Here is a 19,132-nt window from a genome sequence, read left to right as displayed (position 1 = left end):
TGGCGGATTCGGCGACCCTCCCTTCCGAGGTTCAAGGATGATCATTCTTTCCGTGAAACAGGCGCGCCTTGCCGAGGCGATCGGCGCCCAGGCGACGGTTCGCGGCTGGGTCCGCACCCGTCGCGACTCCAAGGGGGGCTTCAGCTTCCTGGAACTGAACGACGGCAGCTGTCTTGCCAATCTGCAAGTGATCGCCGACGGCGGCCTCGCCAATTACGAATCGGAGGTGAAGCATCTCACCGCCGGCTGCAGCGTCTCAGTCCGCGGCGAGGTGAAACCCTCCGGCGGCCAGGGGCAAGCCACGGAGCTCCATGCCGCCGAGGTGGTCGTCCACGGCTGGGCCGATCCCGACGAGTACCCGCTCCAGAAAAAACGCCACTCGCTGGAGAAGCTCCGTGAGTGGGCCCACCTGCGTCCCCGCACCAACACGATCGGAGCCGTGATGCGGGTGCGCAATCAGGTCTGCCGGTCGATCCACGACTTCTTTCAGGAGGAAGGATTCCTGTACGTTCACACGCCGATCATCACCGCCAGCGACTGCGAAGGCGCGGGAGCGATGTTCCGCGTCAGCACGATCGACCCCGCCAATCCCCCGCGCAACGCCGCGGGGCAAGTCGATTACGCTCAGGACTTCTTCGAGCGCCCGAGCTACCTCACCGTGTCGGGGCAGCTCGAGGGAGAGATTTACGCGACCGCACTGGGCAAGATCTACACGTTCGGCCCGACGTTTCGCGCCGAGAACTCGAACACCTCGCGACACTTGGCCGAGTTCTGGATGGTCGAGCCCGAGGCGGCGTTTTTCGAGTTGACCGACAACATGGACCTTGCCGAACGGTTCCTCAAGCGGATCGTCGGCGACGTGCTGATCGAATGCGACGAGGACTTGCAGTTCTTCCACGAGCGGATCGACGACACGGTTCTCCCCGCGCTCGCCGCGGTCGCCGAGCGCCCCTTCGAGCGGCTCTCGTACTCCGACGCGATCGAACTGTTGGAGAAATCGGGCGAGAAGTTCGAGTTCCCCGTCGCCTGGGGAGCCGATCTGCAAGCCGAGCACGAACGTTATCTGACCGAAAAGAAGATTCAGGCGCCGGTGATCCTGCACGACTACCCGCGCACGATTAAGCCGTTCTATATGCGCGTGAACGACGACGACAAGACGGTGCGGGCGATGGACGTGCTCGTGCCGCGGGTCGGCGAGATCATCGGCGGAAGCCAACGCGAGGAGCGGCTGGACGTGCTGCAGGCGCGCATGGCCGAGCAGGGGCTCAACGAGACCGACTATTGGTGGTACCTCGACTTGCGGCGGTTCGGCACGGTCCCCCACTCCGGGTTCGGGCTGGGACTGGAACGAATGGTCCAGTTCGTCACTGGCATGGCCAACATCCGCGACGTGATCCCCTTCCCGCGCACCCCGGGAAACGCCGATTTTTAGAGTTGGCTGGATTCAGCGCGGGGAGCGCCAAAAACGCCAGGAGAGACACGAGCCGCGGGAAGCGCCACGGACCAAGCGCCAATGACGACGAGTCGCAGGACTCCCATTACGGCCCGACAGTCAACCTTCCCTGCTTCCGCGTCCTGCACGCTCACGGGGCAACGCCCCCAACCGTCCGCAACCTCAGAAGTCGTCGACGATGGCAAAGAAGAAGCCCGCAGCTCGCAAGCCCCCCGCTTCTCACGCGAAGCGCTACGCGCTGCACGTCATCACCGCCGCTACAGGGGACTTGCTCCAGCGGTTCGCCGCGGTCGCGGCGACGCAGTTTTCGGGGATCGAGTTCGAGGTCGTCGCCCACCGGCTCAAGAAGACCTTGGAAGAAGTCGCCGAGGCCTTGGCCGAGATTGATCCCAACCACGCGATCGTCATCCACGGCCTGGCCGACCCGAACGCCAAGCGGCTGGTCCGCAACACCTGCATCGTGCAGCGAATTCCCCATTTCGATGCGACGGGGCCGCTGATGAACTTCATCGCCGATTGCGTCGGTGCGCTCCCCGACAACGACGTCGGTCGGCTTCACCAAGTCGACGCGGCCTACCAAAAGCGGATCGCCGCGATGGAGTTCACCATCCAACACGACGACGGCCTGGGGCTCGACTCGCTGGCCGACGCCGAGATCGTGATCGTCGGGGTGAGCCGCGTCAGCAAAAGCCCTACGTCCCTCTACCTAGGCGCCCGCGGGTTCTGCACGGCGAACGTGTCGATCGCCCCCGAGGTGGGCTTCCCCAAGCAACTCGCCCGGGCCCGCAAGGGGCGCGTCGCGGCGCTGACGATGCAGCCCAAACGACTTCAGGAAATCCGCGCCCAGCGGGCCGAAGCCTTCGGCGTTCCAGGCGCCGCGTACGATCGGCTTGACGCGGTCATCCGCGAGGTCGCCGAGGCCGAGGCCGAGTATCGTCGCCGCAAGTACCCGATCATCGACGTCACATCCCTGACGATCGAACAAACGGCCGCCCGCATCCTCAATGAACTGGGCGTCGACGGCTGACCCCTCCCGGGCCGCGTTCTTTTCCGTCGACGAGATTCGACGACGCTCGCTGAACGAGACTCCCTCGCCGCGGCCTCAAGAAGCCTTCAGCGGCGCCGCCAGGGGAGAGGTGGGAATGTGGCGTTCCTCGACGTTGGCGACCACCTGGATCGCTTTGCGGCCCTTGAACTGGCCCGGAACGGCATGGAACTTCGGCTTTCCCTGAACGTACACCAGCATCGGTTCACGGACGTCCTTCTCGCTGGCGATGATGTCGCCGATCCGCAGTTCCAGCATGTCGCCCGTGGCGATGTGCGTCGCGGCCAGTTCCACGACCACCTCGACCGGCGCCTTGGCCAACGAGTCGCCGACCAACTGAATCGACTCGGCCGTCGGCGGGCGTTTGCTGTAACTCACCCAACTGTTGCTCGTGAGCTTGCTGCTGATCCGTTCGATCGAGTTGAACGGAATGCACAGATTGACCATCCCCCGGGTCTCGCCGATCGTCAGCTCGAAGCTGATCAGCACGACGACCTCGTTGGCGGGGATGATCTGCACGAGTTGGGGGTTGCTCTCCACGCGCTCGACGGTCAGATCGAGTTCAAGCACGTTCTCCCAGGCGACTTTCATTTCCTTGAGGAACAGCCCGGTCACGCGCCCGGCCAGCCGCAATTCGATTTCGGTCAGCGGCCGGCGAGCCGGGGGAGCGGAATGGGCCGACCCGCCCAACATCCGATCGATGATCGGAAACAACAGCGACGGGTTGATGTCGAGAATGAGCTGCCCCTCGAGGGGCGCTGCGTTGACTAGGTTGAAGCACGTCGGGTTCTCGAGACTGAACACGAACTCGCTGTACGTCAGTTGGTCGACGCTGGTGAGCTTCACCTCGACCATCGTTCGCAGCAATGCCGACAATGCGGCCCCGAAATTGCGGCCGAATCCCTCGTGCATCGTCTGCAAGGCGCGCATCTGCTCCTTGCCGACGCGTTCGGGACGCTTGAAGTCGTAGACGGTCACCTTCTCGCGCGTTCGCAGCGCCCCGGCCTGCGGCGCAGCCGGCGCATGCCCGGCGTCCGGCCCTTCCATCGCGCTGAGCAGACTTTCCACTTCAGCCTGACTTAGCAAGTCGCCTGCCATGACGCCTCCTGCGTGGGGGAGAGGCGAGCGAAGTGCGGGCGAAGTTCCGGGAAGAGCCGACGCTTGGTCCTCCCAGATCTCCGACCACTTGCCTCTCGCCCCTATCCTCTGACTTGTCCGTTTCCGTGGACGACGTACTTGTAACTGGTCAGTTCCTCGATGCCGCATGGGCCGCGAGCGTGGAACTTGTCGGTGCTGATGCCGATCTCGGCGCCCAGCCCGAACTCTCCGCCGTCGTTGAATCGCGTGCTGGCGTTGATCATGACCGCTGCGCTGTCGACCGCCGCGGCGAACCGCTCAGCCGCCGCCAGATCGTTGGTCACGATCGCCTCGGTGTGATGCGAACTGTAGCGATTCACGTGCGCGATCGCCGCCTCGACCGACGGAACGACGCATGCCGAGATGATCGGCCCCAGGAACTCGGCCCGGTAGTCGGCCTCGGTCGCGGGGGCGGCCCCCTCGACGAGTTCGCACACTCGGGCGTCGCCACGGATTTCCACGTCGTGGGCAGCGAGCGCTTGGGCCGCCAGCGGCAGAAACTCCGCCGCGACGTCGGCGTGCACAAGCAGCGACTCGGCCGCGTTGCAGACGCCCATCCGCTGGCACTTCGAGTTCACCAAAATGTCGCGAGCCATCGGCAAATCAGCCGCGGCGTCGACGTACACATGGCAGTTGCCGTCAAAGTGCTTGATGACCGGCATCTGCGCCTCGGCGACGACTCGGCGAATGAGCCCCTCGCCGCCGCGGGGGATCGCCACGTCGATCAACTCGGCCAATCCGAGGAAGTGCCCCACGGCCGCGCGATCGGTCGTCGCCACCAGTTGCACCGCGTCCGCGGGAAGACCCGTCTCGTCGGCAGCCTCGTGCAACAGCTCGATGATCGCCGTGCTCGAGCGGATCGCTTCCTTCCCCCCGCGCAAGATGACCGCGTTTCCGCCTTTGACGCAAATCGCCGCGGCGTCGGCCGTCACGTTGGGGCGCGACTCGTAGACAAAAAACACGACCCCCAGCGGAACGCGCACCTTGTTGATCACCAGCCCGTTGGGCCGCACGGTCGAGTCGATCACGCGACCCACAGGATCGGGCAGCAGCGCGACCGCCTCCAAGCCCGCCGCAATGTCCTCGATCCGGGCGGGAGTAAGCCGCAAGCGGTCGATTTGCGCGGCGGACAGACCGTACCCGGGCGCCGCTGCGAGGTCTTGTTCGTTCGCGGCGATAATCCGCTCGACCTGCTCGCGCACCAGCGCCGCCGAGCGCTGAAGCCAGGCGATCTTCGTCGCCCCGCCGATCGTCGTCAGCGCGGCACTGGCCTGTTTGGCGCGCTGGGCCGTCTCGCGGCAATACGCGGCGAGATCGGCGATCGGCTTCGGCGTGGCGGCGACAGGCATGACGGGCAAATTTCGGGGAGCGACGGACGGCGCGCGAGCGGAGTTTTCAACCCTGTAAGTATCGACGCCAAGCGAAGTTGGGTCAACGGCGGTTGTCGCCCAGCCCTCCCCCGCATGCGACGTATGCCAGCAGCGCCTCGCGGATCGGCCGCACGTCGTGAACCCGAATCACCTGCACTCCCTGGCCAGCGAGCGCCAGGGCCCCGCCGACGGTCGCCGCGGTGCGGTCCGCCTCCTTGTCGCCGATCAGCTTGCCCAGGAACCCTTTTCGCGAGTGCCCGACCAACAGCGGGCAGCCGAGTTCGTGGAATTGCCAGCACGCCGCCATCAGGGCGATGTTGTGCTCGTGGGTCTTGCCGAACCCGATCCCCGGATCGAGGCAGATCCGCTCCGGCACGATCCCCGCGGCCAACAGAGCGTCGCGTCGCTGCCGGAGATACGCGCGGATCTCTGCGATCACGTCCTCGTACTGCGGGTCGTCCTGCATCGTTTGCGGAGTTCCCCGCATGTGCATCGCACATACGCCGGCCCCGCTGTCGACGGCCAGCGGCAGCATCGCCGGATCGCCCGCGAGCCCCGTCACGTCGTTGACCGCCTCGGCGCCCGCGTCGAGAGCCGCCGCCGCGACGATCGCCTTGCTGGTGTCGATCGACACGGGAACGCCCGATTCGCGGACCAGCCGCTCGACGACCGGCGTCGTGCGGCGCAGCTCCTCGGCGGCGTCGACCGGGTCGGCGTACGGTCGCGTGCTTTCGCCCCCCACGTCGAGGAGATCGGCCCCGTCGGCCGCCAATTGCAACCCGCGGGCGACTGCCGCCTCGGGGTCGAAGAATTTCCCGCCGTCCGAAAAGCTGTCGGGGGTCGCGTTGACGATTCCCATCAACAGCGGCCGCGCGCCCCATTGCAACGTACGGGTGCGAAGCCGCCACAGGGTTGCGCGGCGAGCGAGGGCGGCGGTCCGGCTCAAGTCGTCCATGCCGCCAGCGTACCCTGCCGCGCGGCGGACGACCACGGCGTCACCACGGCTCTTCCATGGTCGCGACGATCTGCTCGGCCAGTCGCTGGATGGCCAATTGCTGTTGCGTGGCAATCGATTGCCCCGCCTCGGTGATCAGCGCCCCGGTCTGATTCATAGGGAGCAACCCCGGCGGAACCGCGATCGACGCCGGCGCCCCCAGCGGCGCCCGGCGGCGGTTGTACCACGTGACGTCCGCCCGGACGCTGAGTTCGATCGCGCGCGGATCGTCGTTCTGGTTTTCGACGATCACCTTTTTCACGTCCGAGACGATCCGCGCCGCCAGCACGCTGTCGGCGTCGGGCGTACCGACGACTTTGTAAGGGGTCTTCAACTCGATCTCTTTGATCACCGCCTCGGTCAACCGCTCGCCGAGATCGGGGCGAAAACTGTCCGATTCGATCATCGGCACATACACGGTCGACACGTCGGGGGCGTACAACGTTTCGTTTCCGACGCGATAAGTCGCACACCCGCCTCCCGTCGCCAGCACACAGGTCGCTGCGACGACTCCCGCACCGGCCCAACGCTTGCAGATTCGTGCTGCGCCGCGGCTGAACTCACCGCCGAATCGTCCCATTGCTCCCCTCCTGCGGCGGCGAGGCGATCTGCTGGACCCCTTCGTCGATCATCGGGATGTTGTTCAGCTTCCGCATCTCGTCGTTCTCGGGGAACAGGTTCACGATCGCCTCGAGCGGAGGCGTCGGCTTGTCGGGCTGTTCGCCCAGGGCCAGCAAACGATCCTTCGCCTTGCCGGCCAATTCCGACTCGGGGTACTTGTTCAGCACGTCCAGGTAGTACCGCTTCGCCGGGCCGTAGTGTTTGATGTTGTCGTAGTATTCGGCCATTCCGTATTCGCGCAAGGCGAGTTGCTTGGTGAGCTGCGATTGCACCTCGGCCAGCCGGGTGCGCTGGTCGTCGTTCAGTTTGTTGTTGAACTGCGACCGCAACTGTGCGACCAGCGTCTTCGCCTCGTCCAGCGGCGCCGAGTCGTAGTCAGGCCCCTGGTAGCGACGCAATTTGCACTGCAGTCCCAGCAGATGAGCCTCGAACTGGTGGGTGCTCCGCGGATACTCTTTCCGCAGCAGGTCGTAGTGGTAGTCGGCGTCGTTGTACCGGCCGCGCAAGAAATAGTTGTTCGCCATGGCCATCACCGCGTCGTCGGCCAACGGCCCCGTCGGATCGTTCAGGCGTATGTTCTCGTACGTCTTCACCGCCCGGCCGACGGTGTCGAACAACGGCCGCTTGTTGTCGATCATGTTCGGCGTCAGCGGCCAATCGTGATCGAACTTGTCGTATTCGTCCCAGTACCGAGCGATCGAGAACTGCCGCGTGATCGTTTTGTCGAGATGCGGCGAATTGGGGTACTTCTTGATCAGTTCTTCGTAGGCGTTGACCGCCTTGGGATACTTCGTCGCGAAGAAGTAGCACTCCGCCCGCTGGAACATCGCGTCCTGCTCCAGCGCCGTGTCCGGCGCTCGGGAGATCGCTTCGTTGAACTCCTTCGCCGCGTCGTTGTATTTCTTCTCGCGGAACAGCGCCTCGCCCCGGGCGTATGCCGCTTGGGCGAGTTGCTCGTTCGGCCCCAAGCCGATCTTCTCCTTCACCCCGGCGACCGTTTCCTGGAATTTGACGTCCCCGAGCAGGCTCGTGTTCTCCTTCTCCTGGTCGATTCGACGCGCGACGCGCGAGTTGATCGGGCGGCCGTCGCCGTCGAAGTACCCGTCCGTCCCGGCCACTTGATAGCCAGATCCGGGGACGAAGGTCGCCTTCTTCTTGTGCTTCTTCCACCACGCCTTCGTGCCGACCTGATTGGCGTCGGCCGAGAACGAGGGCATCGACGGACTCGGCAACCCCATGCTCGCGCAGCCCGCGGCCGCGGTTCCGGCCAAGGCGCACAGGACGAGGATCAGGCGAGTGTTTGGCATGAGGAGAATCTTGAGTCTGAAGTCGTGAGCCGGCAGCGGCGAACCTCACGGACGATGCCTTTTGAGCCGCGACCCCGCGAACGTCAATTCCGCGCGATCCGGGCGCTGACGCTGTCGTGCGGCACCTCGATCGCCTGGGGGATGATGTCGAACGGAATGTCGCCGAACGACTTGGGGTTGAACCCGTCGGCCGGTTTGCCGTGGCTGGTGAACCTCGAACTGAACTGCTGCTTGCTCAACTGCGTCAGCCGCATGACCTTGATCGCTTCCTGCTCGTTCTTCGGCTTCACCGGCTCGACCGACGCGAGGTTCGGCGTCGTCGCGCTGAAGGTCGCCATGATTCGCTGGGCCGTCTGGTCGTTGAGCACAATCTGCCCCGTTTCCGTACGTTGACCGTCGTTGAACGATCCGATCGTCACGTAGCTCTCGTGGCGGTCGTGCATGACGTACGCCTCCCAGCCCTTCTCCCGCAGCGCGAGCACGAGCCTGTTCGCCCGGGAGGCGGCCTGCACGAGCGGGTCCTTGTCGGTCGCCTGCCGCGTGCCGGCGGTCAGTTGCGGGGCGCCCTTGGCCCCGTCGAGCGCCGTCCGTCCGCGGAACGTCGCCACGCGGATCGAGTACTTGCCGGGGCACTCCATGAGCGAGTGCTTGACCTCGCGGTTCCACTTGGCGACTTCGGGGTCGATGGAACTCGGGACAAAGTACTCCCGCGGCAGCAGCGGGTTGCGAGTCATGAACGCATGGGACATCGGCCCCGCAGGAGCATGCTTGCCCAGTTGCCGCTTGGCCCGGGTGTAGAAGTCGCGGACCCCTGCCAGGGTCTGCGCCGTCTCCGTCGCGTCGACCGCCAGGGTCTTCGGCTGCATCGTCTTGACCTGATCGAGCAATTCCTGGGCGTCGGCGTCGTCGATCGCCGGGAATTCGCCCACGAGCACCGCGTGTTGCACCACTTCCTCGCCGCGCTGCAGTCGACGTTTCACCCGGCCGCCGTATTGGTTGATCCCGCGCCCGGCGTCCTCGCCGTCGAGGTCGAACGTCATGCCGTAGTAGTACGCCGGCAGGTTGTATCGCCCGCGCAGTTCCAGAACCAAATCGCGGGCCTGCTGTTCGCCGGTGTCGCCGGTGAACGCCGCGGCGAGAACCAGCCACGGGCCGTCGGTCTCCTTGAGCGCGTAATCCGCTTGGGGGTCGGCCTCGACCCGTTTGCGCGGCATGAGCTGCTTCCACAACGGCGGACCGGCCTGGGCCTCGGCCAGACACGTCCCCGCAACGGCCATCGCGAGGAAAGCGGCGATCGAACGCGAACCAGGGCGACGTCGGCAGGAGTTTGAGCGAGCCATGTTTGTTTGCACGCAATTCCGAGGAACGAGGACGATCTTCGCGCAGCGGTTGAGCCGGCGCGAACCTCTTGGGCGGCGAACCGTAGCAAAGCACATCGACTCCGCCTAGATCGATCGGCCCCGCCGTCGCGGGACGCACAGGGCGCGCAAACCGACCTCCCGGCGGCCGGCCGGGCCAAGATCCGCAGGCCCGACGCGAACTACCCGCGGCGCCATCGTGACGGTGGTATAATCTTCGGGGGCCAACCCGCCTTTTCTCGGCAGAACCGCAGTTCCGAACGCTACGCTGCGACGCCGTCAGCACTCTTACGAGGGGGAACCTTTCCATGACACGCAACTTCGAGCGATCCTTGGGATCGAAATTGCTGATCGCCGCTGCCTGCGCGGCGGCGTTGTTCGCCGCTCCGCGAGCCGTTTTTGCCCAGGATGCGGCGACTGCTAGCAAACCAGCCGATAAAGCCGCGACCGTCAAGCCGGCCGCGGAGAAACCGGCGGAGCCGAAGAAGGTCCGCCTCGCCCACATCGCAATCACCGGCTCGCTCCCCGAGTCGTCCGGCGAAATGTCGTTGTTCGGCGATCTAGGGGTCGATCTGCGCAAGATGATCGCTCGGCTCGATCAAGCCGCCGAGGACAAGGAGATCGCCGGCGTGATCCTGGCGATCGACGCCGGGATCGGCCGCGGCAAGGCCAACGAACTTCGCGACGCGATCAAGCGGACCCAGGCCGCGGGGAAGAAGGTCTACGCGCAGCTTGAATCGATCTCCGGTTCGCAATTCGTCGTCGCCGCGGCGTGCGACGAGATCGTCCTTCCCGAGTCGGGCATCGTGCTGATGCCGGCGATCCACGGCGAATTCGGGTTCTACAAGGACATGCTCGCCAAGATCGGCGTGGAGGCCGACTTCATCCACATGGGCGAAGCCAAGGGCGCCGCCGAGCCCTACACGCAGACCAAGTTCAGCGACGCGGTGCGCGAGAACTTGACCGCCCTGATCGACGACCTGCACGATCAGACGATCACCCAGATCGCCGCCGATCGGCACGTGAAGATCGACGTCGTCCGCGACGCGATCGACCGCTCGCTGCTGACCGCCAAACAAGCGAAGGAGCTGGGACTGGTCGATCGAATCGCCTACCCCGACGAGTTCCGCGGCGAGCTCGTCAAGGAGTACGACGCCGAGAAGCTCGTCTACGTCCTCAACTACGCCAAGACCAGGGTCGACGCCGACTTCTCCGGCCCGATGGGCATGATGAAGCTGTTTCAGACGATCCTCGGCGGCGCCGCGTCCGCCGATCGAGACGGCGGCCCGAAGCTGGCGATCGTCTACGCCGTCGGCGCCATCACCACCGGCAAGAGCGAGCAGGGCCTCGGCGGGTCGGCGATGGGCTCGACCACGATCGTCGAAGCCCTCGACGAGGCGGCCAAGGACGACAAAGTCAAAGCGATCGTCCTGCGGGTCGACAGCCCCGGCGGCTCGGCTTTGGCCAGCGACCTCATTTGGCGCAAGATTCAGACCATCGACAAGCCGGTCGTCGCCAGCATGGGCGACGTCGCCGCCAGCGGCGGGTATTACATCTCGATGGGCGCCGACCGCATCTTCGCCGAGCCGGGCACCGTGACCGGCTCGATCGGGGTCGTCGGCGGCAAGCTCTGCCTGGGAGGGCTGTATGACAAAATCGGCATGACGACCGAGACGATTGCCCGCGGCAAGAACAGCGGCATCTTCTCGACCACTCAGAAGTTCTCCGACAGCGAGCGCGAAGCCCTGCAAGCGATGATGGAGGACATTTACGACCAGTTCACCACCAAGGCGGCCGCGGGCCGCAAGATGGACGTCGCCCAGCTCAAGTCGCTCGCCGAGGGCCGCGTCTACACCGGACGCGTAGCGAAGCAGCACGGGCTGGTCGACGAGTTGGGGACGCTCAAGGACGCCATCGCCGCGGCGAAGCGACTGGGCGGGCTCGACCCCAACCAGAAAGTCCCCGCGGTCGTGCTCCCCAAGCCGACCAACCCGCTGGAGTCGCTGCTGGGGGCCGACATGGACCAACAGCGCGAGGCCTCGCTGCAAGCGATGCTGGCGGCGGTGCAAAGCCTGGCCCCGGAACTGTCGCGCCCGTTGGTCGAATCGCTCCAGTTGCGGCAAGTCTTCCGCGAACCTGTCGCGGCGATCTTGCCGTTTTGGTTTGAAATTCACTAACCGAGCCGTTTCTCGCTGATTTCAGGCGTGACGGCCGGGATTGCCGCGAAGCTCACGCCCCCAGCCCAGGCACGTCGCTTGGCTGGGGGCGTTGAAGGCGCCTGCGCCAGCCGCGCACTTGCAGGTCGTAACCTGTTTCGCGAGAGTATGTTGCGGCGCGATTCGGCAAGGATCCGGCGCCGGCTGAAAAAATCTTCGGGATTTCCGATCCCCCTCCCCGAACCTCTGGGCCGATCATTCTCTCTGTGCGATATCTGCGGTCCGCGGCTGGCGACCGGTCAGGATTTTCTTGACTCGACCGCCCCGGCACGCGAGACTTCAGGAAGCGACTTGGCGGGCGACTGCCCGCGAACCGCGCCGAGCGGCAGACCGCTGCCGCCGTTTTCCGTTCTCTCAGCCGCGCCTTGGGCGCCATGGCGAGGGTCATCATGCGTTCGATTAGCACGATCATCAGCAAGTTTGGCAAGAACAACGCTCGCTCGAGCGCCAAGCTGATTGTGCGGACGAACGGCGACCAATTCGCCTGGCAAGCGCCCCTCTATGCGCTACGGCGAGCCGCCATGCATGCCCTGGGTTTGAAATCCCTCGGCATGAGCGGCGTTCTGGTTCCGGTAACGACGCACGTTACCGGCGGGACGTGTTGCGAGCAGTCGCAGCATCGTCCCGGGCGACGCAATCAGATGCGTCGCTGCGTCATCGGCTAATCGCCGAGCTTGCACCGCGAGTTTCTCGCCAAGCTTCGACGAACGCCTGACGCAAACCAGGACGAGCGGCGCGCGATCGACACGCGCTTCGCTTCTCCAGCCTTCGCGTTTAGCTGTCTCCATTTTCCCTCGCGCCCGCCGCATTCGGTCGCGCGCAGGGACCAGCGCCCGAGAGAACCATGGCCTGCGAAGCCCCCGAATACCAAGCGCTCGATCTCGATTGGAACGAAACCCCGACCGCGGACTTGGTGACCGCCGCCCAGGCCGGCGACAGCGACGCCTTCGGCGCGCTCGTCGACCGGTTCGAGCGGATGGTCCACGGCGTCTGCTGGCAGCGGCTGCGCGACTACGCCGAGGTGCAGGAAGCCTCTCAGGAGGTCTTCATCAAGGCGTTCCAGAAGCTGGAGCAGCTCGAGGAGCCGGCCGCATTCCCCGGATGGTTGCGCTCGATCGCCGTGAGACAGTCGATCAACCGCTGCACCCGGCGACCGCCGTCGGTGGCGGTCGAACCGCAGACGCTCGAGTCGGTCGACGGCGAGTGGGAAGCGCCGCTCGCCTCGCTGTTGTCGCGCGAGCGGATCGATCAGCTCCACGAGGGACTCGATCGGTTGGCGAACCTCGACCGCAGCACGCTCGTGGCGTTTTACCTCGACGGCCAATCGTTGATCGAGATGAGCGATGCGTTCGCCGCCCCGGTGGGCACGATCAAGCGCCGACTCCACGTCGCCCGCAAGCGACTGGCGAAGGAGCTCGAGTGCCTGCAGGCGGTCTGAGAACCGGATCCGTGCGCGCTAGGCCGCAAGCGACCCGCTTGCGGCTTAGCGCCACGCCCGCCACGCGATCAGTCCCCACCCGAACAAAAACGCCAATCCCCCAAGCGGCGTGATCATCCCCAGCTTCCGCCACGCGTCGGGGCCCAGCGTCATCGCATAGAGCGATCCGCTGAAGAGGACGATTCCGACGATCAACGCCCAGGCGGCCGCATCGTACCGTCGCGTCGGATCGGCGACGCCCAACGCGCCGATGACGACGACGGCCAAGCCGTGAAACAAGTGGTACTTCACGCTCGTCTCAAACCAATCCGATCGTTGCGCAAGGTTCTCCGCGCGGCCTAATCGTCCGAGCAGATTGGTCAGGCCGTGGGCCCCGAAGGCGCCCAGCCCGACCCCGAGTCCCGCAAGCAGCGCTCCGGCGACGACCATCATTCGCGGCGACATGTCCTCTCCAAACTCGCTCTCGTCGGCGATCCCACAAAAAACCGCTGCGGCGATCCGACTGACGTCGAACCGCCGCAGCGGGGATTCTACCACAGCTTGTCGCGGAGAAGAACGTTACGGGGTGTTGATCCCGAGCCGCTCTTCCTCCTCCTCCTGGATGATGATGTGCGGCGTCACCATCATCATCAGGCTGTCGGTCTCGCGGCCGATGCCGACGTTGCGGAACAGTCGGTCGATGTACGGCAGCTTCGACAACAGCGGAATGCCGAACTCGTTGCGGCCCTCGCGCAGTCGCTTGATGCCGCCCAGCAGCACGGTGCCGCCGTCGGGGACGCTGACAGTCGTGCTGACCGAGATCACCTGGAACGTCGGCAACTGCACCGTGGTGCCGCTACGGGTTCTGGTCTCCGATTGCTGATTGTTCTCGTTGCCGCCGTCGTCGTTGGCGTCGGTCGTGTTGCTCGAGGTCGAGACCGACTCGGACCCCTCGAAGGTAAACTCGCGCACCTCGCCGATCGAGCTGAAGAACGGCACGAGCGTCAGTCGCACGTACTTGCGATCATTCGACACGACCGCCTGCACGCTCATCATCGTCCCTTCGGACAGCACGACGATGACCGGCTGTTGAGCCGCGGCGAACTCGCCGACGACCGGGATCACGCTGATCACGAACGGCACGAACGCCGAGTCGACTACCAAACCTTGCTGGCCGTTGAACAGCGTCACTTTGGGCGCCTGGAGCACATTGGCCCGGCGGTCGCCCTGGGCGGCGTTGATGACGAAGAAGGCTTCGATGTCGCTCAAGATCGCGAAGCCGAACGAACCGCCCGCGTCATCGCTGGGTTGACCGAACTGCGGCCGCGTGATGCCGAAGCTTCCTTGACGGAACGGCATGTCGAGGTCGACCGTGAATTCCGGATTCGGCCCGGCCGGAGTGCCGCTGATGCCCACCGTAGCGCTGGCTCGCGGCGGTTCGAACGAACTGCCCGTAAAGATCGCCCCGGGACGGTTCGGATTGGTCGAGAGCCCGGTGCCGTCTTCGATGTTGAAGTCGAAGTCGACGCCGATTCGCTCGAAGAAGCTGTCGGTGAGCCGGATGAATCGCACCTCAATCGTCACCTGCAGATCCTGCAGTCGGCGCAACTGCTCCAGGAGGTCGGCGATCTGCTCGTGGACCGGCTGCGTCTGGCTGATGACTAGGCTCAGGTTCGTGGGGAAGGGTTGGATTTCGCCTTCCCCCGTGCCGTTTTCCATCCAACTGTCATGAGCGACGGTCGAGGTGATCAGATCGATGAGCGAGTCGAAGTCCGCGCTGGCAGCGCCGCCCAAACCGCCGGGTCCGCTGCCGGACATGGCGTTGCCGGGGCTGCCCGGGGCGCCGAATTGCTGGGCGAGGACTCCGTTCTTCAGCGGCCCGGCGACCTGCCCGGGGCGATTCCCCGCGACGACCGCCACCGGCCCGCCTCCCATCATTCCGCCGCCCGGGCCGTAACCCATCGCAGCGTAGGCGTCGTTCAGCAGCCCCTGCAGACCAATGTTGTTCGTCGGCACGAAGTTGGGAATCGGAATCACCAAGTCGGCCACGTCGTACACCCGGACCTTGCGGTCTCCGGCGGCGATCTGGTCGCTGGTGATTTGCAGCACTTCGTTCTTGATCGTGTAGGTGAGGTGCAGCGGCGTCAGGATCAGCTTGAGCGCGCTCTTGAGCGAGATCTCCTGCGGCAAATTCAGCGTCACCTCGGTGTCCGTACGGACCCCTTCCTGGCTCATCCCCAGCGGGTCGAGCACGATGTTGATGCCCGCCAGCTCGGACAGTCCCTCGACCACCTGCGACAGCGGTGCGTCGATGTACTTGGGCAGCACGGGAGTTTGCAGTTTGCGCTCGATCTCGATCTCCCGCTCGCTGCGGCGATCCTGGCCGGAGTCGGCGCCCTTGCGCTTGACGATATCGTCCCACGAGGAACCGTAGGTGATCGGCGAGGTCGAATCGACCAGCGCTTCGCCCGCGGTCTTATGGATGTCTTCCATGACGCGAACAAAGCCGTCTTCCTTCTGGTTGCGGTATTCTTCCTGCTGCCTCAAGCGACGCACCGTCTTGGAGTGGAGCCACAACTGCTGGACGACCAGATCGTCGGGCGCCATGTCGTACAGCCGCTTGGCAATGACCTCGGCCTCGGCGTAGCGATGCTCGTCCATGAGCTTGTTGCACTCGTTGACCTGCGTCGCGATTCGCTGCTGGACCTGCACCTTGACGATCCGCTCGCGCTCGATGTCGTCGAGGATCGCCTTGTTGGTGGCGTTGAGCTCCAATTCGGATTTGTGATCCTTGATGTAGCGTTCGGTTTCGCTGAGACTCATGTCGACGCGGCGCAACAGTTGCTGCTGCATCCCGGCGTCGAGCTGCGAATCCTCGACCATCTTCCGCGCCTCGCGGAGGATTTCGAGCGACTTGGTCGGATCCTTCGTGCGGATCTTCTCCGCTTCGGACTGGCGTTTGCCGATCTCGGCCGACAATTGTCGGGCGGCGACCGTCTGGCCCGCGCTCGCCGCGTTCATGAGGTCGTCGCCGCCGCTCGCCGCGGCTCGTGGCGAGCTCGCCCCGCCGACGCCGACCGACAGCATCTGCAAGTGCCCCTGGAGCCGTTGCTGCGACAAGACGTCGAGTTGGTTGCGCCGCTGGTACGCGGCCTGGAACGACTCCAGGGCCCCGGCCCGATCACCAGCCCGGAGCGCCGCTTCCCCCGCTTCTAGCATGCTCAGCGCATCGCCGGTCAGAGGAGCCGCCAGCGGCTCGTCCTCCAGCGCCGGCAACGGTTGGATTTCTTCCGACTCGAACTGCGTCAGCTTCGTCGTCCCGTAGCGGTCGGAGGACGGCTGCGGCGCCGCCGACGGCTGCCGAACCGGGAGCTCGGCGCTCGCGGGGGCAACGGTCTGCAATTCCATCCGGGCGCGGGTCAGATCGGCCGCCAATTTGGCCGGTCGATCCTCCTGGGGGGCGAACTGTTCGTCCGGAACCCCCAGGGCGCTCGCCTGCGCCGCCAGCTGTTCCGCCTCGGTCAGATTCCCCGTGCGGAGCGCATTCCGGCTCGCCGCCAGGAGTTGCCGGGTCTGCTCCTTCGCCTCGGCCAATCCTTGGTCCCCTTGCGGTTGTTGCGGAGCCGCCGGAGGCGTCGACTTGCCGGCACGAAGTTGATCGATTCGAGCCAACACCAGCGCCGGCGTCAGCCCCCCGACCTTCGCGCGGGGGTCGAGTTGTCCCGCCTCGTGGGCCGTCCGATCGGCCGCAGCGAGATCGTTCCAACTTGCCAAGACGTCGGCCTGCGTCAGCAAGAAGCGAGCGTAGCTTTGCCGCCACGCCCCTTCGCTGCTGGGCGATTTCTTAAGTTCCCGGATCTGGGCCAGTTGCTCGATCGCTTCGGCGACCCGCTGCGGCGAGTCAAACCCGCTGTCAAACGACGCCCCGCTCGCTTGGGCCTGGGCGTGATGCTGTTGAGCTTGGGCCAGATCTCCGACCGACAGCGCCCGCCGCGCCGCAATCAGCGACTGCTCGGCCGCGTTCTTGGCATCGGACTGCTCGGGACCGGCGACCGCAGGAGCCGCAGCGCGGAACGGATTGCCCGTCCCGCCCAGTTGAGCGGCAACGTCGCCGCCGGCGGTCGGCTTGGCGGTCGCAGGCGCCTTGCCTCGCTGGTCGCGCATCGCGTCCAGGTCGCGCCGCAGCTTGGCCGGAGTGTCGCCGAAGTTCAGCATCGGGTACCGGACCCCCGAGCGTTCCGCCTCGCCGAGCAGCTTCTCGGCGGCGGCGAGATCGCCCGCTTGCATCGCGGCGCGGGCGCCGGCCAGGATTGCGTCGACCCCGTCGCGCGATTGCGGCGTCGGCTGGCTCGCTTGCTGTGCCGCAGCGAGTTGCGGGCCGACGATCGCGACCAGGGCGACGACGCAGTGAATGAACCCCTTCACGATGCTGCTCCTTTCGCGGCGCCCAATCGCGCCTGGGGAAACTCTCCGAGAATCGACGTCGCGACGAGTGTCGGGTGACGTGGGCATGGTCGATCTAACGCCTCAGGGCACTGGGAACGGTCGCGACGCCGGTGCGAGCGATCTCCGCGGGACTTACTTCCCCGCGCAGCGTCCGCGCCGGACGTCGATTCGGTCTGAAAAGCGGGGGGTTAAATACAAGTGCCCCGAGAGAGGGTCAAGGGCAGTCGCTGACCCCGAGGCAAATTTTTCACCCGGAAACGCCGCCCCCGGCGGGGAGAAATCCCCAGAAATACGCCGCGGCGCCGATGCTGGCGCCGCGCAAGACGCCGACGCTTCGGCTTTCCCTACTCGCAACGAAAGCCCCTACGGAAATCGTTCCTGGGGCCGCTTCCAAATGCAATCGGGCCTGCGCGCTCAAACCGACAACGGAGAGCCGGCGCTTCGTCAGTTCGATCCCAACGTCACCGGCACATCGACCTGACGCCCCTCGCGAATCACCGACAGCGTCACCGTGTCGCCCGGTTTGTATTCCCAGATCGTGTCCCGAAATTGCACCCCGGTCCGCATCGGCTTGCCGTCGACGGCGACGATCCGGTCGGCGCTCGAGCGATCGGTCGACGTCGTCCGATACACGACCCCGCCGATCCGGCGCTGCTCGACCTGCACCTGGAAACCGCGGAGCCCCGCCCGCTCGGCCGGGCCCCCTTCCGCGAGCTGCGCCACGACCAGCCCCGCGTTGGTCTCCATGACGTGCGTGATGCCGATGTCGGCCTTCACGACGCGACCGTGCTCGATGAGCTGCGGCAGGATCTGCTTGATGCGGTCGATGGGGATCGCGAACCCGACCCCCGTGTTCTCGCCCGTGCGGGTCGCGATTGCGACGCACATGCCGACCATCCGGGCGCTGCTGTCCAGAAGCGGTCCCCCGGAATTTCCGGGGTTCATCGCCGCATCGGTCTGGATCAGCGATTGCATGACTCGCCCCGCCACGCGGCTGGGCAAATTGCGATTGAGGCTCGAAATGATCCCCGAGGTCAGCGTTCCGTCCCACCCGAAGGGGTTCCCCAGCGCGTACACATGCTGCCCCACCCGCAATTGCTCGGACGAGCCGAACTGCACGGGAAACAACTCATCCGCAGGCGCGTCGATCTTGAGCACTGCGATATCTTGCTCTTTGTCACGGCCGACGAGCGTCGCCGGATAGACGTTGTTCGAGGCCAACGTGACGGCAATTTGCTGGGCGCCGTCGACCACGTGGTAGTTCGTGATGATGTGACCCTGACGATCGAGCACCGCCCCGGAGCCGGACCCCTCGGACGAGTGGGCCATGTGAAACAGGGGGTCCCGGGTCACGACCCGCGTGTCGATGTAGGCCACGCTGCGGTTGGCCGTCTCGTAGACCTGGATGTTTCTCCGCTCTTCGGGGGTCAGCTCGACCGGTTCCGCGACGAGGGGGACGGACCATGGCGCAGCGTCGGCCCCCGCTGCTCCGTTGGCCGGGCCGGAAGCGATCGCCGACTGGGCCCGAGCAGAGACGGTCGGGTCGGGGTCGACTCCGGCGCCGGCAATCCAGCCCCCGACGCCGACCCCCAACACGAAAAACAGGCCGGCAAATGCCGACATCCGCCGCCGACTCATGGCTCGCCGATCTCCCTGGAAAAATGAACGTGGCTGCGGCTTGCGCGCCAGCAGCGTTTGCTGCCGTCCCTACGAATCTCCCCCGATCCTGGTTCGCTGGCAATCCCCCGAGAGGCTTGCGGGCGGGTGC

General features: G+C 65.6%; 14 protein-coding genes. 5 read left to right on the top strand and 9 right to left on the bottom strand.

The genetic code is table 11. From position 1 onward, the window contains the following. Positions 1-37: 37 nt before the first annotated feature. Together asnS and ppsR are read left to right on the top strand one after the other, a co-directional pair. The gene (gene asnS, locus KF688_04260; GenBank protein ID MBX3424873.1) at positions 38-1,432 is read left to right on the top strand and encodes an asparagine--tRNA ligase; all 1,395 of its coding nucleotides are present in this window, start codon (positions 38-40) and stop codon (positions 1,430-1,432) included. Between the two features lie 199 nt (positions 1,433-1,631). Next, positions 1,632-2,480 carry a pyruvate, phosphate dikinase/phosphoenolpyruvate synthase regulator gene (ppsR, locus tag KF688_04255; GenBank protein ID MBX3424872.1) on the top strand — a complete coding sequence of 283 codons (849 nt, stop codon included), beginning with the start codon at positions 1,632-1,634 and terminating at the stop codon, positions 2,478-2,480. A gap of 75 nt (positions 2,481-2,555) precedes the next feature. Here the strand turns inward: ppsR and fliM are convergent, their stop codons facing one another. The 6 genes from fliM to KF688_04225 form a co-directional block, all read right to left on the bottom strand. Beyond that, a complete protein-coding gene (fliM, locus tag KF688_04250; GenBank protein ID MBX3424871.1) occupies positions 2,556-3,596 on the bottom strand; it encodes a flagellar motor switch protein FliM in 1,041 nt (346 codons plus the stop codon). Between the two features lie 101 nt (positions 3,597-3,697). Continuing rightward, on the bottom strand, positions 3,698-4,984 hold the full coding sequence (locus KF688_04245) for a glutamate-5-semialdehyde dehydrogenase (protein MBX3424870.1): 1,287 nt from the start codon (positions 4,982-4,984) through the stop codon (positions 3,698-3,700). Between the two features lie 82 nt (positions 4,985-5,066). After that, complete coding sequence (gene folP / locus KF688_04240; GenBank protein MBX3424869.1) at positions 5,067-5,960, bottom strand: dihydropteroate synthase; 894 nt, start codon at positions 5,958-5,960, stop codon at positions 5,067-5,069. Between the two features lie 40 nt (positions 5,961-6,000). After that, positions 6,001-6,579, bottom strand: coding sequence for a hypothetical protein (locus KF688_04235; protein ID MBX3424868.1), 579 nt, complete (start codon positions 6,577-6,579; stop codon positions 6,001-6,003). Continuing rightward, positions 6,560-7,927 (bottom strand): outer membrane protein assembly factor BamD, encoded by a 1,368-nt coding sequence (gene bamD / locus KF688_04230; protein ID MBX3424867.1) that lies wholly within the window; start codon positions 7,925-7,927, stop codon positions 6,560-6,562. Before bamD ends, KF688_04235 begins: the two co-directional genes overlap by 20 nt. Before the next feature lie 83 nt (positions 7,928-8,010). Next, positions 8,011-9,267 (bottom strand): hypothetical protein, encoded by a 1,257-nt coding sequence (locus KF688_04225; protein MBX3424866.1) that lies wholly within the window; start codon positions 9,265-9,267, stop codon positions 8,011-8,013. A 326-nt stretch (positions 9,268-9,593) separates the two neighbouring features. Between KF688_04225 and sppA the strand changes: the two genes are divergently transcribed. From sppA to KF688_04210, 3 genes are all read left to right on the top strand, one after another. Beyond that, positions 9,594-11,462, top strand: coding sequence for a signal peptide peptidase SppA (gene sppA, locus KF688_04220; GenBank protein MBX3424865.1), 1,869 nt, complete (start codon positions 9,594-9,596; stop codon positions 11,460-11,462). A 428-nt stretch (positions 11,463-11,890) separates the two neighbouring features. Next, complete coding sequence (locus KF688_04215) at positions 11,891-12,166, top strand: hypothetical protein (protein ID MBX3424864.1); 276 nt, start codon at positions 11,891-11,893, stop codon at positions 12,164-12,166. A gap of 179 nt (positions 12,167-12,345) precedes the next feature. After that, positions 12,346-12,939: a sigma-70 family RNA polymerase sigma factor gene (locus KF688_04210; protein MBX3424863.1), complete on the top strand. Its 594-nt coding sequence runs from the start codon at positions 12,346-12,348 to the stop codon at positions 12,937-12,939. Positions 12,940-12,984: 45 nt separating this feature from the next. Here KF688_04210 and KF688_04205 read toward each other — a convergent pair whose 3' ends face one another. The 3 genes from KF688_04205 to KF688_04195 form a co-directional block, all read right to left on the bottom strand. Next, positions 12,985-13,476, bottom strand: coding sequence for a DUF423 domain-containing protein (locus tag KF688_04205; protein ID MBX3424862.1), 492 nt, complete (start codon positions 13,474-13,476; stop codon positions 12,985-12,987). 21 nt (positions 13,477-13,497) lie between these two features. Next, positions 13,498-17,343, bottom strand: a complete 3,846-nt coding sequence (locus KF688_04200; GenBank protein MBX3424861.1) for a general secretion pathway protein GspD — start codon at positions 17,341-17,343, stop codon at positions 13,498-13,500. A gap of 465 nt (positions 17,344-17,808) precedes the next feature. Next, entirely contained in the window at positions 17,809-18,987 is a 1,179-nt protein-coding gene (locus KF688_04195; GenBank protein MBX3424860.1) for a trypsin-like peptidase domain-containing protein, read from the bottom strand. Between the last annotated feature and the right edge of the window lie 145 nt (positions 18,988-19,132).

This window comes from Pirellulales bacterium (genome assembly GCA_019636345.1).
Taxonomy (GTDB): Bacteria; Planctomycetota; Planctomycetia; order Pirellulales; family Lacipirellulaceae.
The sequence above is the reverse complement of the archived record's forward strand: the minus strand, read 5'-3'. Positions and strand labels throughout refer to the sequence as shown.